This is a genomic window from Zhongshania aquatica (assembly GCF_027257955.1).
Classification (GTDB): Bacteria; Pseudomonadota; Gammaproteobacteria; order Pseudomonadales; family Spongiibacteraceae; genus Spongiibacter; species Spongiibacter aquatica.
Genome location: NZ_JANZNQ010000012.1, coordinates 115,438 through 131,842, shown reverse-complemented (window position 1 = coordinate 131,842; position 16,405 = coordinate 115,438). Strand labels below are relative to the sequence as shown.

Sequence of the window (16,405 nt, the reverse complement as noted above, 5' to 3'; positions counted from 1 at the left end):
AAATCAATCGCAAGAGTGTCATCGTGTTAGCCGAAGACGGCACGAAGCAATATAAGATCTCGCCGGGTTTGCTGAGACCACTTCGGGACGTGGAGTAAGTCAACTACGTCTTGAAATGAACGCTTACCCTGCAGCGACCTAAAGCGGATTAAACTGGCAACCGCACTGGACTCATCCTGATCTAATATACCTTCACGAACAGCGACCTCAGCCAAGGCAACAAACTCCTCTCTGCTGATGGACTGTGAGCCGGCGCCCCGAGATAACAATCGGGTAATACCCTGCGCCATAAGCACCAATGGGTACATAGACCACATGACAAATTGCAATATCACAGCACAGATGGGTGCCAATTGGCGCCAGAACAAAGCGCCCAGGGTTTTCGGAATAATCTCTGAAACCACTAAAATTAATAGTGTGAGAAGTGCTGAAATGACGCCGAAATAGGCTTCTCCGAATACGGCAGTTGCCTGCGCTCCGGCCCCGGCCGCACCCACGGTATGGGCAATGGTATTGAGACTCAAAATGCCTGCCAAGGGCCTATCAATATCCGTTCTGTAGGCAGACCATAACTGTCCATTGCGATGGCCGCGCTCTTCTTCTGCGGCAATATAAGATGGCGTTACACTCAGTAATACAGCTTCTAATACCGAACATAAAAAAGAAACGCCCAAGGCAATAGCGACATAAATTATTAATAAAATCATAGGGACATCAGCATGATTGCGTAAGATCGATTTCCTCACCGTAAGACAGTAATGTCAAGCTTTGACAAATCCTGACAGCGAAAACCAAATCATCTTTAAAACGAATTGAATACATAATTAAATATTCCAGTTTTCAACGCCATCGCTTTCTTGCCCCGCCGTACTGGCGAGAATCTTCTGCACACCGTGATGATGGGAAAGAAATATTTCGCCACTTAAATGCGTGATAAAATCAGTTTTCTTTAGAACATCGCTAACCGGTCCTTTAACCTCGGATAAATATAACTTAATGCCGCTATCACTTAATCGATGGTTAATCGATTCGAGCGCTTCTAGGGCACTAAGATCAATTTCATTTACTGCTGTACACATTAAAATAACGTGGCGCACGGCAGGATTTTGTTCCAGTAATTCGTATATCCGATCTTCAATAAAACCCGCGTTGGCAAAATAGAGACTTTCATCAACGCGCAATGACAGTATTTCACTGTGGGTGATGACCTTGTGGCGATTCACATTGCGATAGTGCTCAGTGCCCGGCACTTCGCCAACAACCGCCATATGAGGCGTAGAGGTTTTGTATAGATGTAGCGCCAACGAGGCAAACACGCCGCAGGCAACGCCACTTTCGACACCGGCAACTAAGGTAATGAACAACGTGGTACTGACCGCAATAAAATCACTGCGAGCATATCCCCAGCTTCGTTTTAATATAGAAAAATCGACCAACGATAACACGGCGACAATAATCGTTGCTGCCAAGGTTGCCTTTGGTAAATAAGCCAAGTACGGGGTGAAAAACATAGCCGCGACGGCAATGCCGACTGCGGTAAACATACCCGCCGCTGGCGTCACGGCGCCCGCATCGAAATTCACCACTGAGCGGGCAAAACCACCCGTTACCGGATAACCACCGGAAAACGCCGCCGCCACATTGGCGGCGCCGAGACCAATTAGCTCCTGATTAGGTGTTATCTTTTGACGTCGCTTTGCCGCCAAGGTATGCCCCACCGACACAGATTCAACGAAGCCAATAACGGATATGAAAATGGCCGACACCAACAATTCACGCCACGCACTATTACTGAGGTTTGGCATTTGCAGGCTAGGTATGCCATTGGGTACATCGCCAACCAACTTGACGCCGTGGCTTCCTAAATCAAACACATAGGCCGCAACACTGGTGGCGATTATTCCTAAAACAGGGCCAGTTTTAGACAGCATACCCGCTGCCTTATCGCTTAAGCCTGCGCGCATTAAAAGCGGTTTTAAGCCACTTCTTACCCAGAACAAAAACGCCAATACCGGCAGCCCAACAGCAACCGTATACATATTGGTGTTGGCAACTTCACCAGCCAACGCTCGTAGTAAATGAAAAAGATTTTCGCCTGAAACGGTCACGCCCAAAATATGTTTAAGCTGACTAAAAGCGATGATAATCCCGGAAGCGGTGATAAAACCGGCGATCACAGGATGGGATAAAAAATTGGCTAAAAATCCCATCCGCAAGATACCCATGCCGAGTAAGAATAGCCCTGAAAACAACGCGAGTAATAACGCAGCCTCGATATAGCCAACGCTACCCGGTGCCGCGATATGACCAATGGCAGACGCCGTCATCAGCGAGACTACAGCAACTGGGCCAACGGACAGAGTGCGGCTGGTGCCGAAAATAGCGTAGGCAATCAAGGGCAGCATGCTGGCGTACAAACCCATTTCAGGCGGTAGGCCAGCGAGTAGCGCGTAGGCAAGCGACTGGGGGATCAGCATGATGGTCACAATCACCGCCGCCAACAAATCACTTATTAAGGTTTCACGTTGATACTCAGCACCCCAAGCCAGTATAGGGAGGTATTGCTTAAACACCGACTTTTTCAACAGGCCTATTCCTTACACTTCGTCTGTCATCGTGGGGCTAACCAACCATTCTTTTCCTTTAAGCATGCCTTGCCAGTATATGGGCGGCAGTAAGCGTTCTTTTAAAAACCACGCCGCTCGTGTGGGCTTGGTGCCGTCCAATAACCACGTCGGCAGGCTGGGCAGAAGTTTTCCGCCGTAACCAAATTCAGCAAGAACGATTTTGCCTCGCTCCACCGTTAAAGGACAGGAGCCGTAACCGTTATAATGGGCAACGCGATGGGTGCCCTTTATGTCTGCAATAATATTGCTTGCGACAACCGGTGCTTGTGCACGCGCTGCGGCGGCTGTTTTAGCGTTGGGAGAATTTGCTACGTCGCCTAATGACCAAATGTTGCTATAACGCTTGTGACGCAGCGTCGCTTGATCAACATCGACCCAGCCAGCTTCATCGACCAAGGGACTGTTACGAATAAAATCTGGTGCGGTTTGTGGTGGGCAAACGTGAATCATATCGAATTCACGACTGATGATGTCAACTTTACCGTCGACGGCGGTCGTTTCAAAATACGCGGTTTTTTTGTCGCCATCGATGCGGACAAGCTTATGATTAAAACGCAGTGCGGCGCTATATTTTTCAACATATTTCATTAGCGCTGGCACATAGGCGGCAACACCAAACAAGACTGCACCAGCATTATAAAATTCAATATCAATCTTATTTAAGACTCCGCTTCTAAACCAATGATCGCCGGATAAATACATAGCCTTTTGTGGTGCCCCTGCACATTTAATCGGCATCGGCGGCTGGGTAAACAAGGCGCGACCCTGCTTTAAATTTCTTACTAACTCCCACGTATAGGGCGCAAGATCATAGCGATAGTTTGACGTGACACCGTTGCGACCCAGTGTTTCGCTAAGTCCTTCTATACCATCCCAGTTAAGCTTTAAACCTGCGGCTACGACTAAACGGGTGTATTTAATTATGCGGCACCCTTCAAGCACAACGGTATTCGTTTCTGGATTAAACGCCGCAACTGCGGCTTTTATCCATTCGGCTTTCTCAGGAATTAACGATGCCATTTGTCTTTCGGTTTGCTGTGGCGTAAACACACCCGCGCCAACTAGCGTCCAGCCCGGTTGATAATAATGTTTTTCAGCCGGATCGATAATTGCGATAGACAGGGAATCGTCCCTCTCCAGTATGCTCGCCGCCGCAGAAATGCCCGCAGCGCCACCGCCAACCACAACAACATCGTAGCTGCGCTGAGCCTTTAATTCGCCACTAGCACCGGCTATTCTGGCAGCGACACTTGTCATATCGTAACCAGCCGCCTTGGCTGAATCGACAATATCTGCCATTGGCTGCTTACCAGCTTGGCCGAGCGCCCACAACGTGGTCGAGCGCATACCGCTGCGACAAAAAGCATGGATAGGCCCGTCGTTCTCTAGTAATTTTGCGAATTCAGCGGCGTCCTCGTCAGTCACTTTGCCTGTGGTTACCGGCAGGTAATAGCATTCAATACCGCTCTCTTCTGCCGCTTTTTTCACTTCAGAAAATGACGGCTGATCTGCCCCTTCACCATCGGGCCGATTACAAATGAGAGTGCGAATTCCACGCTTTGCCAGCTTATCTATATCACTCACTAACACTTGAGCTGATACGCTTAAGTTAGGGCTTAAATTCTTAATTTCCATGCTAACTCCACAAGTTCGACTATTGCGCTGATGAATGACTACAGCAAGTTCAGTGGTAATTTTAGATAAACGACGTCATTAGTATCTGCGGGAGGCAAGTGACCGGCCCGCATATTGACCTGTAGTGACGGCAAAATAAGCCGAGGCATACCTAGTGTCGCATCCCGCTTTTCACGCATAGCGACAAAATCGCTTTCGCTCACGCCCTGATGAACATGAATGTTGTGCTCGCGCTCCTGTTTGACGCTACTCTCATACTCAACGTTGCGACCATTTGGCATGTAGTCATGACACATAAATAAACGCAGCTCATCAGGTAAGGATAAAATACGCTGAATTGAATGATAGAGGATTCTTGCGTCGCCGCCGGGAAAGTCCGCACGGGCACTGCCACCATCTGGCATAAATAGGGTGTCCCCAACAAAGGCAGCATCGCCCATGATATGCGTCATGCAGGCAGGTGTATGGCCGGGCGTGTGCAAAGCATGACAGCGTAATTCGCCAACAAAATACTCGTCGCCATCCTCAAACAAACGATCAAACTGGGAACCGTCTCGACAGAACTCACTACCTTCATTAAATATTTTGCCGAAGGTATTTTGAACTGTCGTAATCTCTGCGCCGATACCAATTTTCCCGCCGAGTTTTTCCTGAATATACGGTGCCGCTGACAAATGGTCTGCGTGAACATGGGTCTCGATAATCCATTGCAGATCTAAATCTTGCGCCCGAATGTAGTCGATAATCCTGTCTGCGCCATGCAAACTTAAGCGACCGGCCGCGTAGTCAATTTCCATCACCGAATCAACAACCGCGCAAGCCTTCGAGCCCGGGTCCTTAATCACATAGGTGAACGTATTCGTCGGCTCATCAAAAAACGCCAAGACATCTGGTTTTACCGACAGATCGGCTTTAAAGGGTAAACCGTCGTTAAGTGATAATTTACTCATTGTGTTAACCTCCTAATTCAGATTATTCGTAAGACAACGCCGTCGCTTTGCCATGAAAAATTCGGTAAACAAAAAATGTGTAAATCAATATAACGGGTAGAGTGATCACGACGCCCACTAGGGTAAATTGCAATGATTTCACCGAGGATGCTGACTCCCAAATAGTGAGGTCGCCAATAATAATGTCGGGGAAAATACTGTAAGCCAAACCAAGACTTGCCATAAGACAAATCAACACCGTACTCGCATAAATAAGCCAGCTATAACCATTTATAAGTACCGAAGGCTTGTATAGCACCCTAACAATAGCCCCGAAACAAAGAACACATACAAGGGGAATGGGCATTAAATATAAGGCATTTGGAAAGGTGAACCATTTTTCTGCAATGCTGGCGCTAACTATTGGTGTAGCAATAGACACCATAAACAGACCAAGCCCCATCGGCCAAATTGCCTTACGCCCCCAGTTAATTGCCTTGTTGCGCAAGTCACCGTCGGTTTTCATGAGCAACCAACCGCAGCCTAAAATGAGATAGAGTGCAGGCAGGGTCAGGGCAATAAGCGCGGAAAACAGCAAGCTGGTTGTGGAGTCTTGCAGGCCGGTAATATAGGCGCCAAGCATCCAACCCTGGGCCAGTGATGCAATGAGCGAACCGGCGAAGAAAGCCTTATTCCATAAGCCACGACGGTGGTCGCCCGCTTTTACGCGTAAATCAAACGCCACACCTCGCAGGATTAAGCCCATCAACATAATAGTGACAGGCAAATATAAGCTTGTAAGAATAATGCCGTGTGCGATGGGAAAGGCAATGAGCAGAACCCCAACGCCAAGAACAATCCAGGTTTCATTCGCGTCCCAGAAAGGACCAATAGACGCGATCATCATGTCCTTTTCGTCTTCCTCGGCAAACGGCACCAACATGCCAACGCCAAGGTCGTAGCCGTCTAAAATAACGTAGATCAACAAGGCCAAGCCCATGATGCCCATATAAATAATTGGTAACCAATATTCCATTTCCTAGCCCTCCTTATTGATGGTGTTTGGCTTGCCTATCGCTGTGAGACTCAAGGACGCTGCTGGCTTTCCGGACAAATGACGAATAGCGCCGATGTACGAGGCCAGCAAGAATGCATACAGCAATATATAGCCGAACAAGGTCCCTGCCAGCGTCGCGCTGCTGTGATCAGCAACGACATCTTGCACTTTAAGAACACCACTAACGATCCAGGGCTGGCGACCAATTTCAGTCACATACCACCCTGCCAACACGGCAACCCAACCGGAAAAGGTCATGATCGATAATGCGTACAACAAAGGTTTTGTCGCGGTATTCTTACCACGCAATTGCCAGGCGGCCCACCAAGCAACTAAGACCATCAGGCCACCAACAGCCAACATGACGCGAAACGACCAAAATACAATAGCAACAGGAGGGTGGACTCCTTCAAATTCTTCCAGTCCTTTTACTTCACCATTTGGGTCGTGGGTAAGAATCAAACTTGCGGCGTAGGGTACTTCAATGGCGTAGCGATTCGTTTTCGTTTTTTCATCGGGGAGGGCGAATATCGTAAATGGAGCGCCTTTCTCGGTTTCCCATACCGCTTCCATAGCGGCAATTTTTGCCGGTTGATGCTCCAGAGTATTTATACCGTGAAGGTCGCCAACCAAAATCTGAACAGGCGCTAATACCGCCGCCATCATCACGCCAGTTTTCATTACTTTCCATGTGGCGGGGCCATCGACATTGCGCAAGGCGCGCCATGCGCTCACTCCGGCTACAACGAAGGCCGAGGTTAACATGCAGGCAATCAGCATATGGAAGAAGCGATAGGGGAAAGAGGGATTAAATATTACCTCCATCCAGCTATCTACCATTACCACGCCGTCTTCTAAATAATATCCAGTGGGCGTTTGCATCCAAGAATTGAGACTGAGAATCCAAAACGCCGATAGGGTTGTACCAAAGGCGACGAGAAAAGAACTGGTTAAGTGCATACGGTTAGAAACGCGATCTTTGCCGAATAGCATAATACCGAGGAAGGAGGCCTCTAGGAAAAACGCGCTCAGCACTTCATAACCGAGTAGCGGCCCAGCCACATTACCTGCCTTTTCCATGAAGCCTGGCCAATTAGTGCCAAACTGAAAGCTCATGGTAATACCTGACACCACGCCCATGGCGAAGGTAAGGGCGAAGATCTTCACCCAAAATTGATAGGCGTACTCCCATGCCTTGTCACCGGTCTGAGTGAATCGCATCCGGAAAAAAAGCAGTATCCAACCCAAGCCAACCGAGATGGCCGGAAACAAAATATGAAAGCTAATATTAGTCGCAAACTGAATGCGAGCCAGAACAAAGGGATCAAAGTCCATATCTATCTACCCATTTTGTGTTTCATTCTATTTATCGAATTTCGTGTAAAAGCACGTGGCACTTAGGTTAGTACACAGCGATGATCGTCGAATAATTTGGAAAACATACGACACTGGATCACCGACGTTGCCAATGCGTAACAAGGCAAATCTGTGTACTTGAGCAGGGTTAGAGCAAGGCATATGCCACACCAGACGCGCTCAGAATATATTAATTAAGCCTTTGTTTTTTATACATAAAACTAAAATATTTGTGCTCAGGGTAAGAATGACACTGGCAAAACCTTCAATAGCTTGCCATTATTGACAGCCACCAATGACAAAAATGACAAAGACATGCAGCTAATCGCCAAAGACTCAGATTCAGATGTCGCACACATGCTTGATGGCTTTGACTACCCGGCCATACTGGTATCCGCTGACTACAAAATATTAGCTACCAACGAGCTCTATAGTTCGGCCTTTGGCGACATTGAGATCGACAAGGGCGCACACTGCTACCAGGTCTCACACGGTTACCAAGTCCCCTGCGATCAAGCAGGCGAGAGCTGCCCGCTGGCTGCCTGCAAAAACTCCGGTGCTAAAGAACGCGTTCTACACGTTCACAGCACCCCACGAGGGAAAGAGCACGTCGACGTAGAAATGTTGCCGATTCGCGGAAGCGACGGAGAGCTCAAATACTTTGTCGAAATACTCAAGTCTGTACACATTGCTAGCGCCGAGTTAAGCACCCAAACCATGGTCGGGCGCAGCCCCGCCTTTAATACCCTCGTCGAGATGATCAACTTAGTGGCCGTGAGAGACACCTCGGTTTTACTGATGGGCGAGTCGGGCACAGGTAAAGAATTGGCCGCCAAAGCGATCCATGACGCAAGTCCCCGCTCAGGACGACCCATGGTGACCATTGAGTGTGCCGGCCTCACCGAAACACTGTTTGAAAGTGAATTATTTGGTCATGTTAAAGGGGCATTTACTGGCGCCATGTTTAATAAACACGGCCTATTAGATAGCGCTGCTGGCGGTACTTTATTTCTTGATGAAATTGGCGATGTTCCCATGGGGATGCAGGTCAAATTGTTACGCTTGATCGAGACAGGGACCTATCGTGCCGTGGGCAGTACCGAAGTAAAGCGTGCGCAGTTTCGCTTAATTTGTGCAACCCATAAGAATTTGTCGGAATGTGTTGCCAGCGGCGAGTTTCGCGAAGATCTTTATTATCGAATTAATGCATTTCCAATCGTCCTGCCGCCTTTGCGGGAGCGCGGCAACGATATCGCCCTTATTGCTAAATCCATTCTCGAAAAACTCAGTAATAAGGGCAGTTACCGTCTTACCGAGTCCGCCATCAAACTACTGGAGAAATGCCGTTTTGCCGGCAATGTTCGGGAATTACGGAATGTATTAGAGCGCGCTATTATTTTTGCGCCGTCCAACATCATTGACGTAAAGGTGGTGGAGCGATGCATGGGGGATATTCGCCCACAAAAAGCCGAGCCAAAAGAACACTGGGAGGATTTAAAGACACAGGAAAGTCGTTACTTAAATGAGCTTCTAGCCCACTGCAAAGGCGACAAGGCAAAAGCCGCGCATATAGCTGGCATCAGCCTTAGATCCCTGTACAGAAAACTTGGGGAAGTGAGTCAGTGATAACGGTTGTCCATGCTTGCAGCGAAGTCTATTAAAATAGCGAAGCACCTTCGACAAAATGCTTTATAACCGCTATCCACATTGACCATTCTAAAAGCGGATGACTATACTCAGGCTTCACTAATGAATAAGCGTATAAATATGGAAGAGAGAACAATAATACGCGCATATGGCATAAGCGATATTGGCCAAGTGCGCAGCCATAACGAAGACGCAATTCATGTGGCTGTTGACCAAGGCTATGTATTAGTTGCCGACGGCATGGGGGGGCACAATGCCGGTGAAGTGGCCAGCGCGCTTGCTATTGAAGGCTTTACTCAATTTTTAGCGGCAGATCAGGACAACGACGATACTGTGACTGAAATGTCAGAGTTCTCCCATCAAACCCTTGCGTTGAGAGACGCAATTTACGCTGCCAACACCGCCATCTTCGACAATGCGCAACGTAATTCTGCGCGACAAGGTATGGGCACGACCTTGGTGTCGGCTAGCTTTCACGGCAGCCGCATCGCCGTCGCTCATGTCGGTGATTCACGACTGTACCGCTTCCGCGAGGGATTTTTAGACCAGCTCACCACCGACCATACACTGGTTCAGGAGATGGTTGACCGGAATGAATACTCCCAAGAGGAGGCACGCAACTCTCGTAATAAAAACGTGATCACCCGAGCCTTAGGCCTTGCTGATATTGTTGAGGTGGATCTTTTAGAGGATCTATTGCGGGCCGGCGATTACTATTTACTGTGCTCAGATGGCCTAACCGGTATGGTGAGCGACGAGCAAATTGCTGATGTGCTAGCCACCTGTCAGGCGAACCCTGAGGTCGCCGCGAATCAATTACTTAAAATGGCGAATAATTCCGGTGGCAATGATAATATTTCGATTATTGTAGTGTGTGTAGATAAAGTAGTAGCTGGGCAGGAGAGCTCCTCCGAAGAAGAGCTGGACTGGTTTGATTAGAGGGTGACCCACACAGCCACTTATAAATAGAGGCGGCACACCCAGGGAATGCAAGTCAAATACGGATTGGATTATGGCTAAACTGGTTCTCAGTTTTCAGGGTAGAGTGCTTGAGGATTTCCCGCTAAACAAGGAGCGGGTATCTATCGGCAGAGCACCTGACAATGATATTTGCATCGAAAATCTGGCCGTAAGCGGCCGTCATGCCGCTATAGAAACAGTGCTCAAGGACAGTTTTTTAGTCGATCTTGGCAGCACAAATGGCACGTTTGTAAACGGCTCTGCCGTATCTCGTCATCAACTTCGCAACGGCGACTACATCACTATAGGAAAGCATTCACTCACCTATCACGGTGAAATGTATTCCAGCGGTGAAGCGGAAATCGAAAAAACTATCGCCATGCGGCCTAGCGCTAAACGTGTAGAGCCGGCCCCAGTGCCGATGATCGGCAAACTACAAGTACTCAATGGTGGTTCCGCTGGACGAGAAATGACGCTGAACAAACCCTTGGCAAAACTAGGTAAAGCGGGCCTCCAAGTGGCCGCCATTAGTCGTCGGCAACAGGATTACTACCTAGAACATGTAGAGGGCAAAGATGGTCGTACGCCCAAGCTGAACGGTGTAGAAATTGGACTACAGCCCCGCCAGCTAAACAGTGGTGATGTGGTTGAAATTGCCGGCACCCAGCTCAAATTTGCATTGATTCCCGCGCCGCCTGAAGCGATGTAAGCAGCGCTTTTTAAGGCGAACAGGGGCCGAGCGCGGGGTGACATATATGAACACTGATTTGTTTTTGTCGCTGCTCGTAGAGGTCTGCCATACACAAATGATATTGCATTGCGGCCATGCTGCCGCCCCACGTCACTAAGAGACGGCAGTGCTGTTCAGCGAAGCTTAACCAAGTATCTTGGGAGCGTTGAATGTCTTCGGGTTGCGGACCAAAGCCTTGATTCTTAGACTTTGCAATGGCCAACACCTCTGCCAACGCACTGTCTAGACCTTCTTTTTGCGCCTGATGTTTAAGCGCCGCACAGGCATTCATCTCACTTTGATTGCCTTCCATAGAGCAGAGCGCAGAAGCGTGAACCGATGCGGTACCAAATACTATCGCTAGATATATACAGAACTTGAGCATTGTGGCCTCTATTCAATATAACGCGCTTGCCGCTGTTAAAGGTCGCGTCGATAGGTCTTTGACCAGCGAGTCATCGCTTTGTTGTACAGCCAAAATCCATTTCCGCCACAAGTCGCTATTCAGATATAGCAAACAGGATAGCTCCCGATCATAAGATCAACGTCAATCTGAAGCCAATGACGTTTTTATAAATCGAGATTTCGGGTCAGCACTTCTGCAGATTTAATTATACGCTTTGTGCGGTATAGATCAGGATGCTTGTCATCCGCACTATAGCCAGCAGGCTCGCCCGTGCCATAGTTAACTAACCACGAGGTTTCAGGCCGCCGCGCACCTAACAGCTTCTTTAATTCCGGCCCAGTAACACCCAAGGCTTCAGCCGCGGCGCTATTACTGCAACGGGTTTTATTTTCGTTAAGGTATTCTAATATGGCGCTAATTTTATCCTGCATAATCAAATTATATCCTTGCAAAGTTGGCGCTGCCTCAGCGCGCGGGTATAAGCGCAGCGAATGGCGTTTAAATTGGTCGCGCTGGAGTTCTGAGACTTACAAATCTAAGCTCTTATCCAACGCCTTTTAATCACTACGTTTGTATGTCGATTGAAAACGAGGCGATACTGAATGCTGACACTGCGGAAAAAACACCCGCTAATCACCAAGCAGTTTTCGTAATATGAGGAATCCTGACAGGCATTGCTGTCATATTATGCCGCAAAGCACGGGACTTGTCTTTAATGCCGGATTTATCAGTCGAAAAGACGAGTTTTAGAGCGATAAAGGATACACACACGTCACGAATAAAAACGGGGCATTAAGACGTGATGTCGTTTTAACTAATCTAGCCAATAAGAGCAACACCCGCGACTTCAGTCACCGTTGCAGCATCTGCACGTTCAATAATTTTGACCAATGTCGATTGTATCGTTTCGTCTTCTCGGGCATCCGTTTGACAGACAAATTTTTGTAACTGCGGCTCTGCGCCCTCTTCAACGATAAACGAAATGACAACTTCCTTCGCCATGTCAGGGCTTTCACCAAAATAGGCTAATGACACCATTGGATAACCATTGAAGCCCTTTTTCACCTGCTTCGCGATACGCTTTTTGGCTTTGTCTAAATGCATAACCTTACCCCGAGAAAACTCAAATCAGAGAACGTATAAGCGGCATAGATGCTTTCTTTACCGTCCAATTTTTCAAAAATTAATTCTTCCACTATGCCGTCGCACTGGCGAAAATCAGCACTAAATTACGGCCTCATCTTTCAATATCCTCAGCTTTTCATCACTTATACCAAGTATTCCCTTGAGAATTTCATCGGTATGTTGACCAAGCTTTGGTCCCGCCCATTGGGTGGCGCCAGGAGTACCTGTAAGCTTAGGCGACATGCCGGGAATCGTTACGGTATTTGTGGCATCAATACTTACTTTTTCAAATAGACCACGAGCTTGAAAGTGCGGGTCATTGGCCATGTCTTCGGCATTATAAATTGGCCCGACCGGCACCCGAACCGCTTCGAGCTTTTCGATGACAGTTAATATATCGTGCTGGCGACACCAATCACCAATAGCTTCGTCAATTTTTTGTTGATGGACTACGCGGCCAGCGTTGTCAGTCATTGCCGGATCTGCCGCGAAATCCGCCCTGCCAATTTCTATCATTAAGCGTTTAAAAATTGAGTCGCCATTGCCGCCGATGATCACAAATTTATCATCTTTACAGCGATAGGTATTTGTTGGAACGATGCCGGTTAACGTCGTACCGGAGGCCTCGCGTATAACGCCTTCCTCAGCGTATTCTGGCACCACCGATTCCAGCATATTAAACATGGTTTCGTATAAAGCGACATCGACAACTTGGCCCTTGTGCACACCGCGATCGCGTGCGTTGAGCGCCATTAAAATACCAATAATGGCATGCAGTGATGCGATACTATCTCCGAGACTCAAATTGGGCCGCACAGGGGCTTCGCCGGGAAATCCATTGAGATGACGAAAGCCACTGATGCCCTCGCAGACCGAGGCAAAGCCGGGCTTTTCAGCATAAGGGCCCGTTTGGCCATAGCCAGAAATACGGGTATAAACCAACTCAGGATTCGCCACTTTCAAATCCTCCGGCCCCAATTTCCAGCCTTCCATCACGCCAGGACGAAAATTCTCTACCAACACATCGCACTGAGCGGCAAGTTCGCGAACCAAAGCCTGGCCGTCGGGATGACGAAGATCTACTGTCACTGATTTTTTATTTCGGCCTATGCTATACCACCACAGCGAGGTGTCACCTTTCATACTGCGCCAACGGCGGATAGGGTCACCAATACCTGGCGGCTCGATCTTAATCACTTCGGCACCAAAATACGCCAGCATAGTGGTGGTGAAGGGACCGGCAATGAGCTGCCCCAATTCTAAAACTCGAATGCCCTGAAGCGGGCCTTGGTGTGCACTTGTCATGAGGGAAGCGTCGTTTCTTTTACATTAATTTCGTTAAGGACGATTACGACCGAGCTGATCGTGACTAGATACCCATTCGTCGGCAACTATTGCGGCCGCCAAGGATAAATCTCCGGCGAGTACCGTGGCGCCAATTATCTCGGCAAGTTTTCGCGCCTTTCCCTGCCCGTAACAATCCATCATTTCAAGGCATTCACGCTGAGTGGCCAAGCCTGTGCCGCCCCCATAGCTTGCACAAATAATCGACGGAAGGGTGACGGAATAATACAAATCACCCGCTGGGGTAAGATCCATAAACGCTATTCCCGTATGTGACTCAACCACATTGGCTTCATCTTGGCCTGTGGCGATAAACATTGACGCAATGCCATTGGCAGAATGCGGGCCATTGTAGGCTGAACCCGCGAGCAAGCTGCCAAGCATGGTGCGTTGGCGAAGCCGAAACATGCGCTCAGGATCTGCACGCATAAGATCTTTGAGCACGTCTTTGCTTATTGTCGCCTCGGCAACGACCTTCTTACCACGGCTGTGCAGAAGGTTCATATGTGAGTGTTTTTTATCAGTTTCTATACCACTTGAAAGCGAGAAATTAACGACACCGGGATAGTTAGCTAAAATCCACTGGCAGGCTTTGTGGGTAGCTTTGCCGGTCATATTCTGACCCGCAGCGTCGCCAGTTGTGTAGTTAAAGCGGGTAAATATTTTATTGGCGATCACCCATTTCTGAATATGCTGTAGCTTGCCGACAGAGGTCGTACTTTCCGCCTGCTGACGAATGACCTGTAGCTGCAAATCCAACCAGTTAGAAAAATCTCTGGCCTCGCGAGCACTAGAAAATTCAAACAGCGGTGCGCGCTGCATAAATTCTTCGATAACGGTAACGGTAGCGCCACCCGATTCTGAAATTACCCGCATACCACGGCTATATGACGCAATTAGCGTTCCTTCGGTGGTTGCCATGGGAACATAAAATACACCCTGCGCATGTTCGCCATTAATGAGGTAGGGCCCAGCAACCCCGACCGGCATTTGCACAACACCAATAAAATTTTCAGCGTTGCCTTCAACACTATTGGGATCTATCGAATAGTGCGCGGTATGTTTAAGCTTTACCCCTGTTTGCTCTTCAATAAAATTACGACGTAAAGCCGCCGCGTCTTCAGAATAATTATCCCCTTTTACCCGAGGAATCGGCTTACGTTCGCTCATGAAAGTCCTATTTATTGTTATGGAATTTCGCCCTTAAGGCATCAATCACTTTTGATTCGCAGCAATTAAGGTCTCCTCGCCTTCGCTGCGGGCAATGACAACAGCGGCACAGGAATCACTAAACACATTCACTGCGGTACGTATCATATCGAGGATACGGTCGGTGACCAGCAACAAACCAATGCCCTCTAAAGGCAGGCCGATTGCGCCGAGAATGACAGAAATTGCGACAAGACTTGCCGCTGGAATACCAGCCACACCAATGGAGGTGAGCAGCGCAATCATCACAATCGTAAACTGTTCTACAAGCCCCAACTCTAGGCCATAGACCTGCGCAATAAACATCGCCGCAACGCATTCATAAAGCGCCGTGCCATCCATATTGACCGTTGCACCTAGTGGCAGCACAAAACCGCTGACCTGCTTGGATACCCCAGACTTCTCCTGAATACTCTCTAAAGTAAGTGGTAACGTCGCGGAACTGGAGGCTGTTGAAAAGGCTGTCAGAAGAGCGGGCGTCATTGCCGCGTAATGCTTTTTGGGGCTAACTCCCCCGATATACCGAAGTATTAGTGGCAATGCGACAAAAGCGTGAATCATGAGCGCAATTAAGGCCGTAAAGAAAAACAGCAGCATGGGCTTAAACGCAGCAAAGCCGGTAATGGCCACCGTTTTAGCCACTAACCCAAATACGCCGATGGGTGCAAATTTCATCACCCACATGGTTATATCAGTCATGATATCCATGACACCCTGCCAAAAATGTCTGAGGGTGGTGGCGTGCTCTGATTTGCCCCGCGCTAGGAAGAAACCAAATAACAAACTAAAAAATATCAGTCCCAGCATTTCACCGTTGGCCGCCGCACTGACAATATTGGTGGGCACCATGCGCACAAACACTTGCACAATATCGCCAACGCCCCGACCTTCCACCTTAGATAAGGTCTCACTAAGTTCAGGATCACTACTGCTAATAGTTGCTGCCAAAGCCTGATTATCGCCGCCGCCAGGCGCGACAACGTTCACAACAACAAGGCCGATTAAAATGGCGATGAGACTACTAGACGCGTAAAACAGCAGGGTTTTTCCACCCAGCTTTTCTAGCTTATCGCTGCCCACACCGGCCATCCCGCTAATAATAGATGACATCACCAAGGGCACAATTAGCATTTTTAAGGCATTGAGAAACATCGTGCCTAAAAACGCGTAGACCGAAATAAAACTCACACTGCCGATACCCGCATCGGCGCCACCCAAAATACCCGCTGCGACGGCTAATAAAATGGCAGCGACAATTTGCCAATGCAGGGGAATATTTCGCATAGTGGAATTAACTCGTTAGCTAAGGTAGTGGGACCGACAACATTACAAACTAGAGTACAACATTTAGATTTCTGGCTTTACTCTAGCGCGCTACAA

General features: G+C 48.4%; 15 protein-coding genes. 3 read left to right on the top strand and 12 right to left on the bottom strand.

Features of this window, described 5'->3' with window-relative positions; all coding sequences use genetic code 11:
- Nucleotides 1–26: 26 nt before the first annotated feature.
- The 6 genes from O9X78_RS13490 to O9X78_RS13465 form a co-directional block, all read right to left on the bottom strand.
- The gene (locus O9X78_RS13490; protein ID WP_269620230.1) at nucleotides 27–707 is read right to left on the bottom strand and encodes a DUF21 domain-containing protein; all 681 of its coding nucleotides are present in this window, start codon (nucleotides 705–707) and stop codon (nucleotides 27–29) included.
- A 117-nt stretch (nucleotides 708–824) separates the two neighbouring features.
- Nucleotides 825–2,585, bottom strand: a complete 1,761-nt coding sequence (locus O9X78_RS13485) for a SulP family inorganic anion transporter (protein ID WP_269620229.1) — start codon at nucleotides 2,583–2,585, stop codon at nucleotides 825–827.
- Nucleotides 2,586–2,597: 12 nt separating this feature from the next.
- Nucleotides 2,598–4,262 (bottom strand): bifunctional protein tyrosine phosphatase family protein/NAD(P)/FAD-dependent oxidoreductase, encoded by a 1,665-nt coding sequence (locus O9X78_RS13480; RefSeq protein WP_269620227.1) that lies wholly within the window; start codon nucleotides 4,260–4,262, stop codon nucleotides 2,598–2,600.
- 38 nt (nucleotides 4,263–4,300) lie between these two features.
- Nucleotides 4,301–5,212 (bottom strand): MBL fold metallo-hydrolase, encoded by a 912-nt coding sequence (locus tag O9X78_RS13475; protein ID WP_269620226.1) that lies wholly within the window; start codon nucleotides 5,210–5,212, stop codon nucleotides 4,301–4,303.
- 22 nt (nucleotides 5,213–5,234) lie between these two features.
- The gene (locus O9X78_RS13470) at nucleotides 5,235–6,227 is read right to left on the bottom strand and encodes a cytochrome d ubiquinol oxidase subunit II (RefSeq protein ID WP_269620225.1); all 993 of its coding nucleotides are present in this window, start codon (nucleotides 6,225–6,227) and stop codon (nucleotides 5,235–5,237) included.
- A gap of 3 nt (nucleotides 6,228–6,230) precedes the next feature.
- Nucleotides 6,231–7,583, bottom strand: a complete 1,353-nt coding sequence (locus O9X78_RS13465; protein ID WP_269620224.1) for a cytochrome ubiquinol oxidase subunit I — start codon at nucleotides 7,581–7,583, stop codon at nucleotides 6,231–6,233.
- A gap of 303 nt (nucleotides 7,584–7,886) precedes the next feature.
- Between O9X78_RS13465 and O9X78_RS13460 the strand changes: the two genes are divergently transcribed.
- From O9X78_RS13460 to O9X78_RS13450, 3 genes are all read left to right on the top strand, one after another.
- The gene (locus O9X78_RS13460; RefSeq protein ID WP_269620223.1) at nucleotides 7,887–9,230 is read left to right on the top strand and encodes a sigma-54 interaction domain-containing protein; all 1,344 of its coding nucleotides are present in this window, start codon (nucleotides 7,887–7,889) and stop codon (nucleotides 9,228–9,230) included.
- 123 nt (nucleotides 9,231–9,353) lie between these two features.
- Nucleotides 9,354–10,190, top strand: a complete 837-nt coding sequence (locus O9X78_RS13455) for a Stp1/IreP family PP2C-type Ser/Thr phosphatase (RefSeq protein WP_269620222.1) — start codon at nucleotides 9,354–9,356, stop codon at nucleotides 10,188–10,190.
- 73 nt (nucleotides 10,191–10,263) lie between these two features.
- Nucleotides 10,264–10,920 carry an FHA domain-containing protein gene (locus O9X78_RS13450; RefSeq protein ID WP_269620221.1) on the top strand — a complete coding sequence of 219 codons (657 nt, stop codon included), beginning with the start codon at nucleotides 10,264–10,266 and terminating at the stop codon, nucleotides 10,918–10,920.
- Between the two features lie 10 nt (nucleotides 10,921–10,930).
- Here the strand turns inward: O9X78_RS13450 and O9X78_RS13445 are convergent, their stop codons facing one another.
- The 6 genes from O9X78_RS13445 to O9X78_RS13420 all read right to left on the bottom strand — a co-directional run bounded on the left by O9X78_RS13445 (nucleotide 10,931) and on the right by O9X78_RS13420 (nucleotide 16,309).
- Nucleotides 10,931–11,326 carry a lysozyme inhibitor LprI family protein gene (locus tag O9X78_RS13445; RefSeq protein WP_269620220.1) on the bottom strand — a complete coding sequence of 132 codons (396 nt, stop codon included), beginning with the start codon at nucleotides 11,324–11,326 and terminating at the stop codon, nucleotides 10,931–10,933.
- 185 nt (nucleotides 11,327–11,511) lie between these two features.
- Complete coding sequence (locus O9X78_RS13440) at nucleotides 11,512–11,778, bottom strand: hypothetical protein (RefSeq protein WP_269620219.1); 267 nt, start codon at nucleotides 11,776–11,778, stop codon at nucleotides 11,512–11,514.
- A 388-nt stretch (nucleotides 11,779–12,166) separates the two neighbouring features.
- On the bottom strand, nucleotides 12,167–12,451 hold the full coding sequence (locus O9X78_RS13435; RefSeq protein ID WP_269620218.1) for a hypothetical protein: 285 nt from the start codon (nucleotides 12,449–12,451) through the stop codon (nucleotides 12,167–12,169).
- A gap of 120 nt (nucleotides 12,452–12,571) precedes the next feature.
- Nucleotides 12,572–13,777 carry a CaiB/BaiF CoA transferase family protein gene (locus tag O9X78_RS13430; RefSeq protein WP_269620217.1) on the bottom strand — a complete coding sequence of 402 codons (1,206 nt, stop codon included), beginning with the start codon at nucleotides 13,775–13,777 and terminating at the stop codon, nucleotides 12,572–12,574.
- Nucleotides 13,778–13,810: 33 nt separating this feature from the next.
- Nucleotides 13,811–14,986 carry a hydroxymethylglutaryl-CoA reductase gene (locus O9X78_RS13425; protein ID WP_269620216.1) on the bottom strand — a complete coding sequence of 392 codons (1,176 nt, stop codon included), beginning with the start codon at nucleotides 14,984–14,986 and terminating at the stop codon, nucleotides 13,811–13,813.
- A gap of 45 nt (nucleotides 14,987–15,031) precedes the next feature.
- Complete coding sequence (locus O9X78_RS13420; protein ID WP_269620215.1) at nucleotides 15,032–16,309, bottom strand: dicarboxylate/amino acid:cation symporter; 1,278 nt, start codon at nucleotides 16,307–16,309, stop codon at nucleotides 15,032–15,034.
- Nucleotides 16,310–16,405 lie beyond the last annotated feature (96 nt).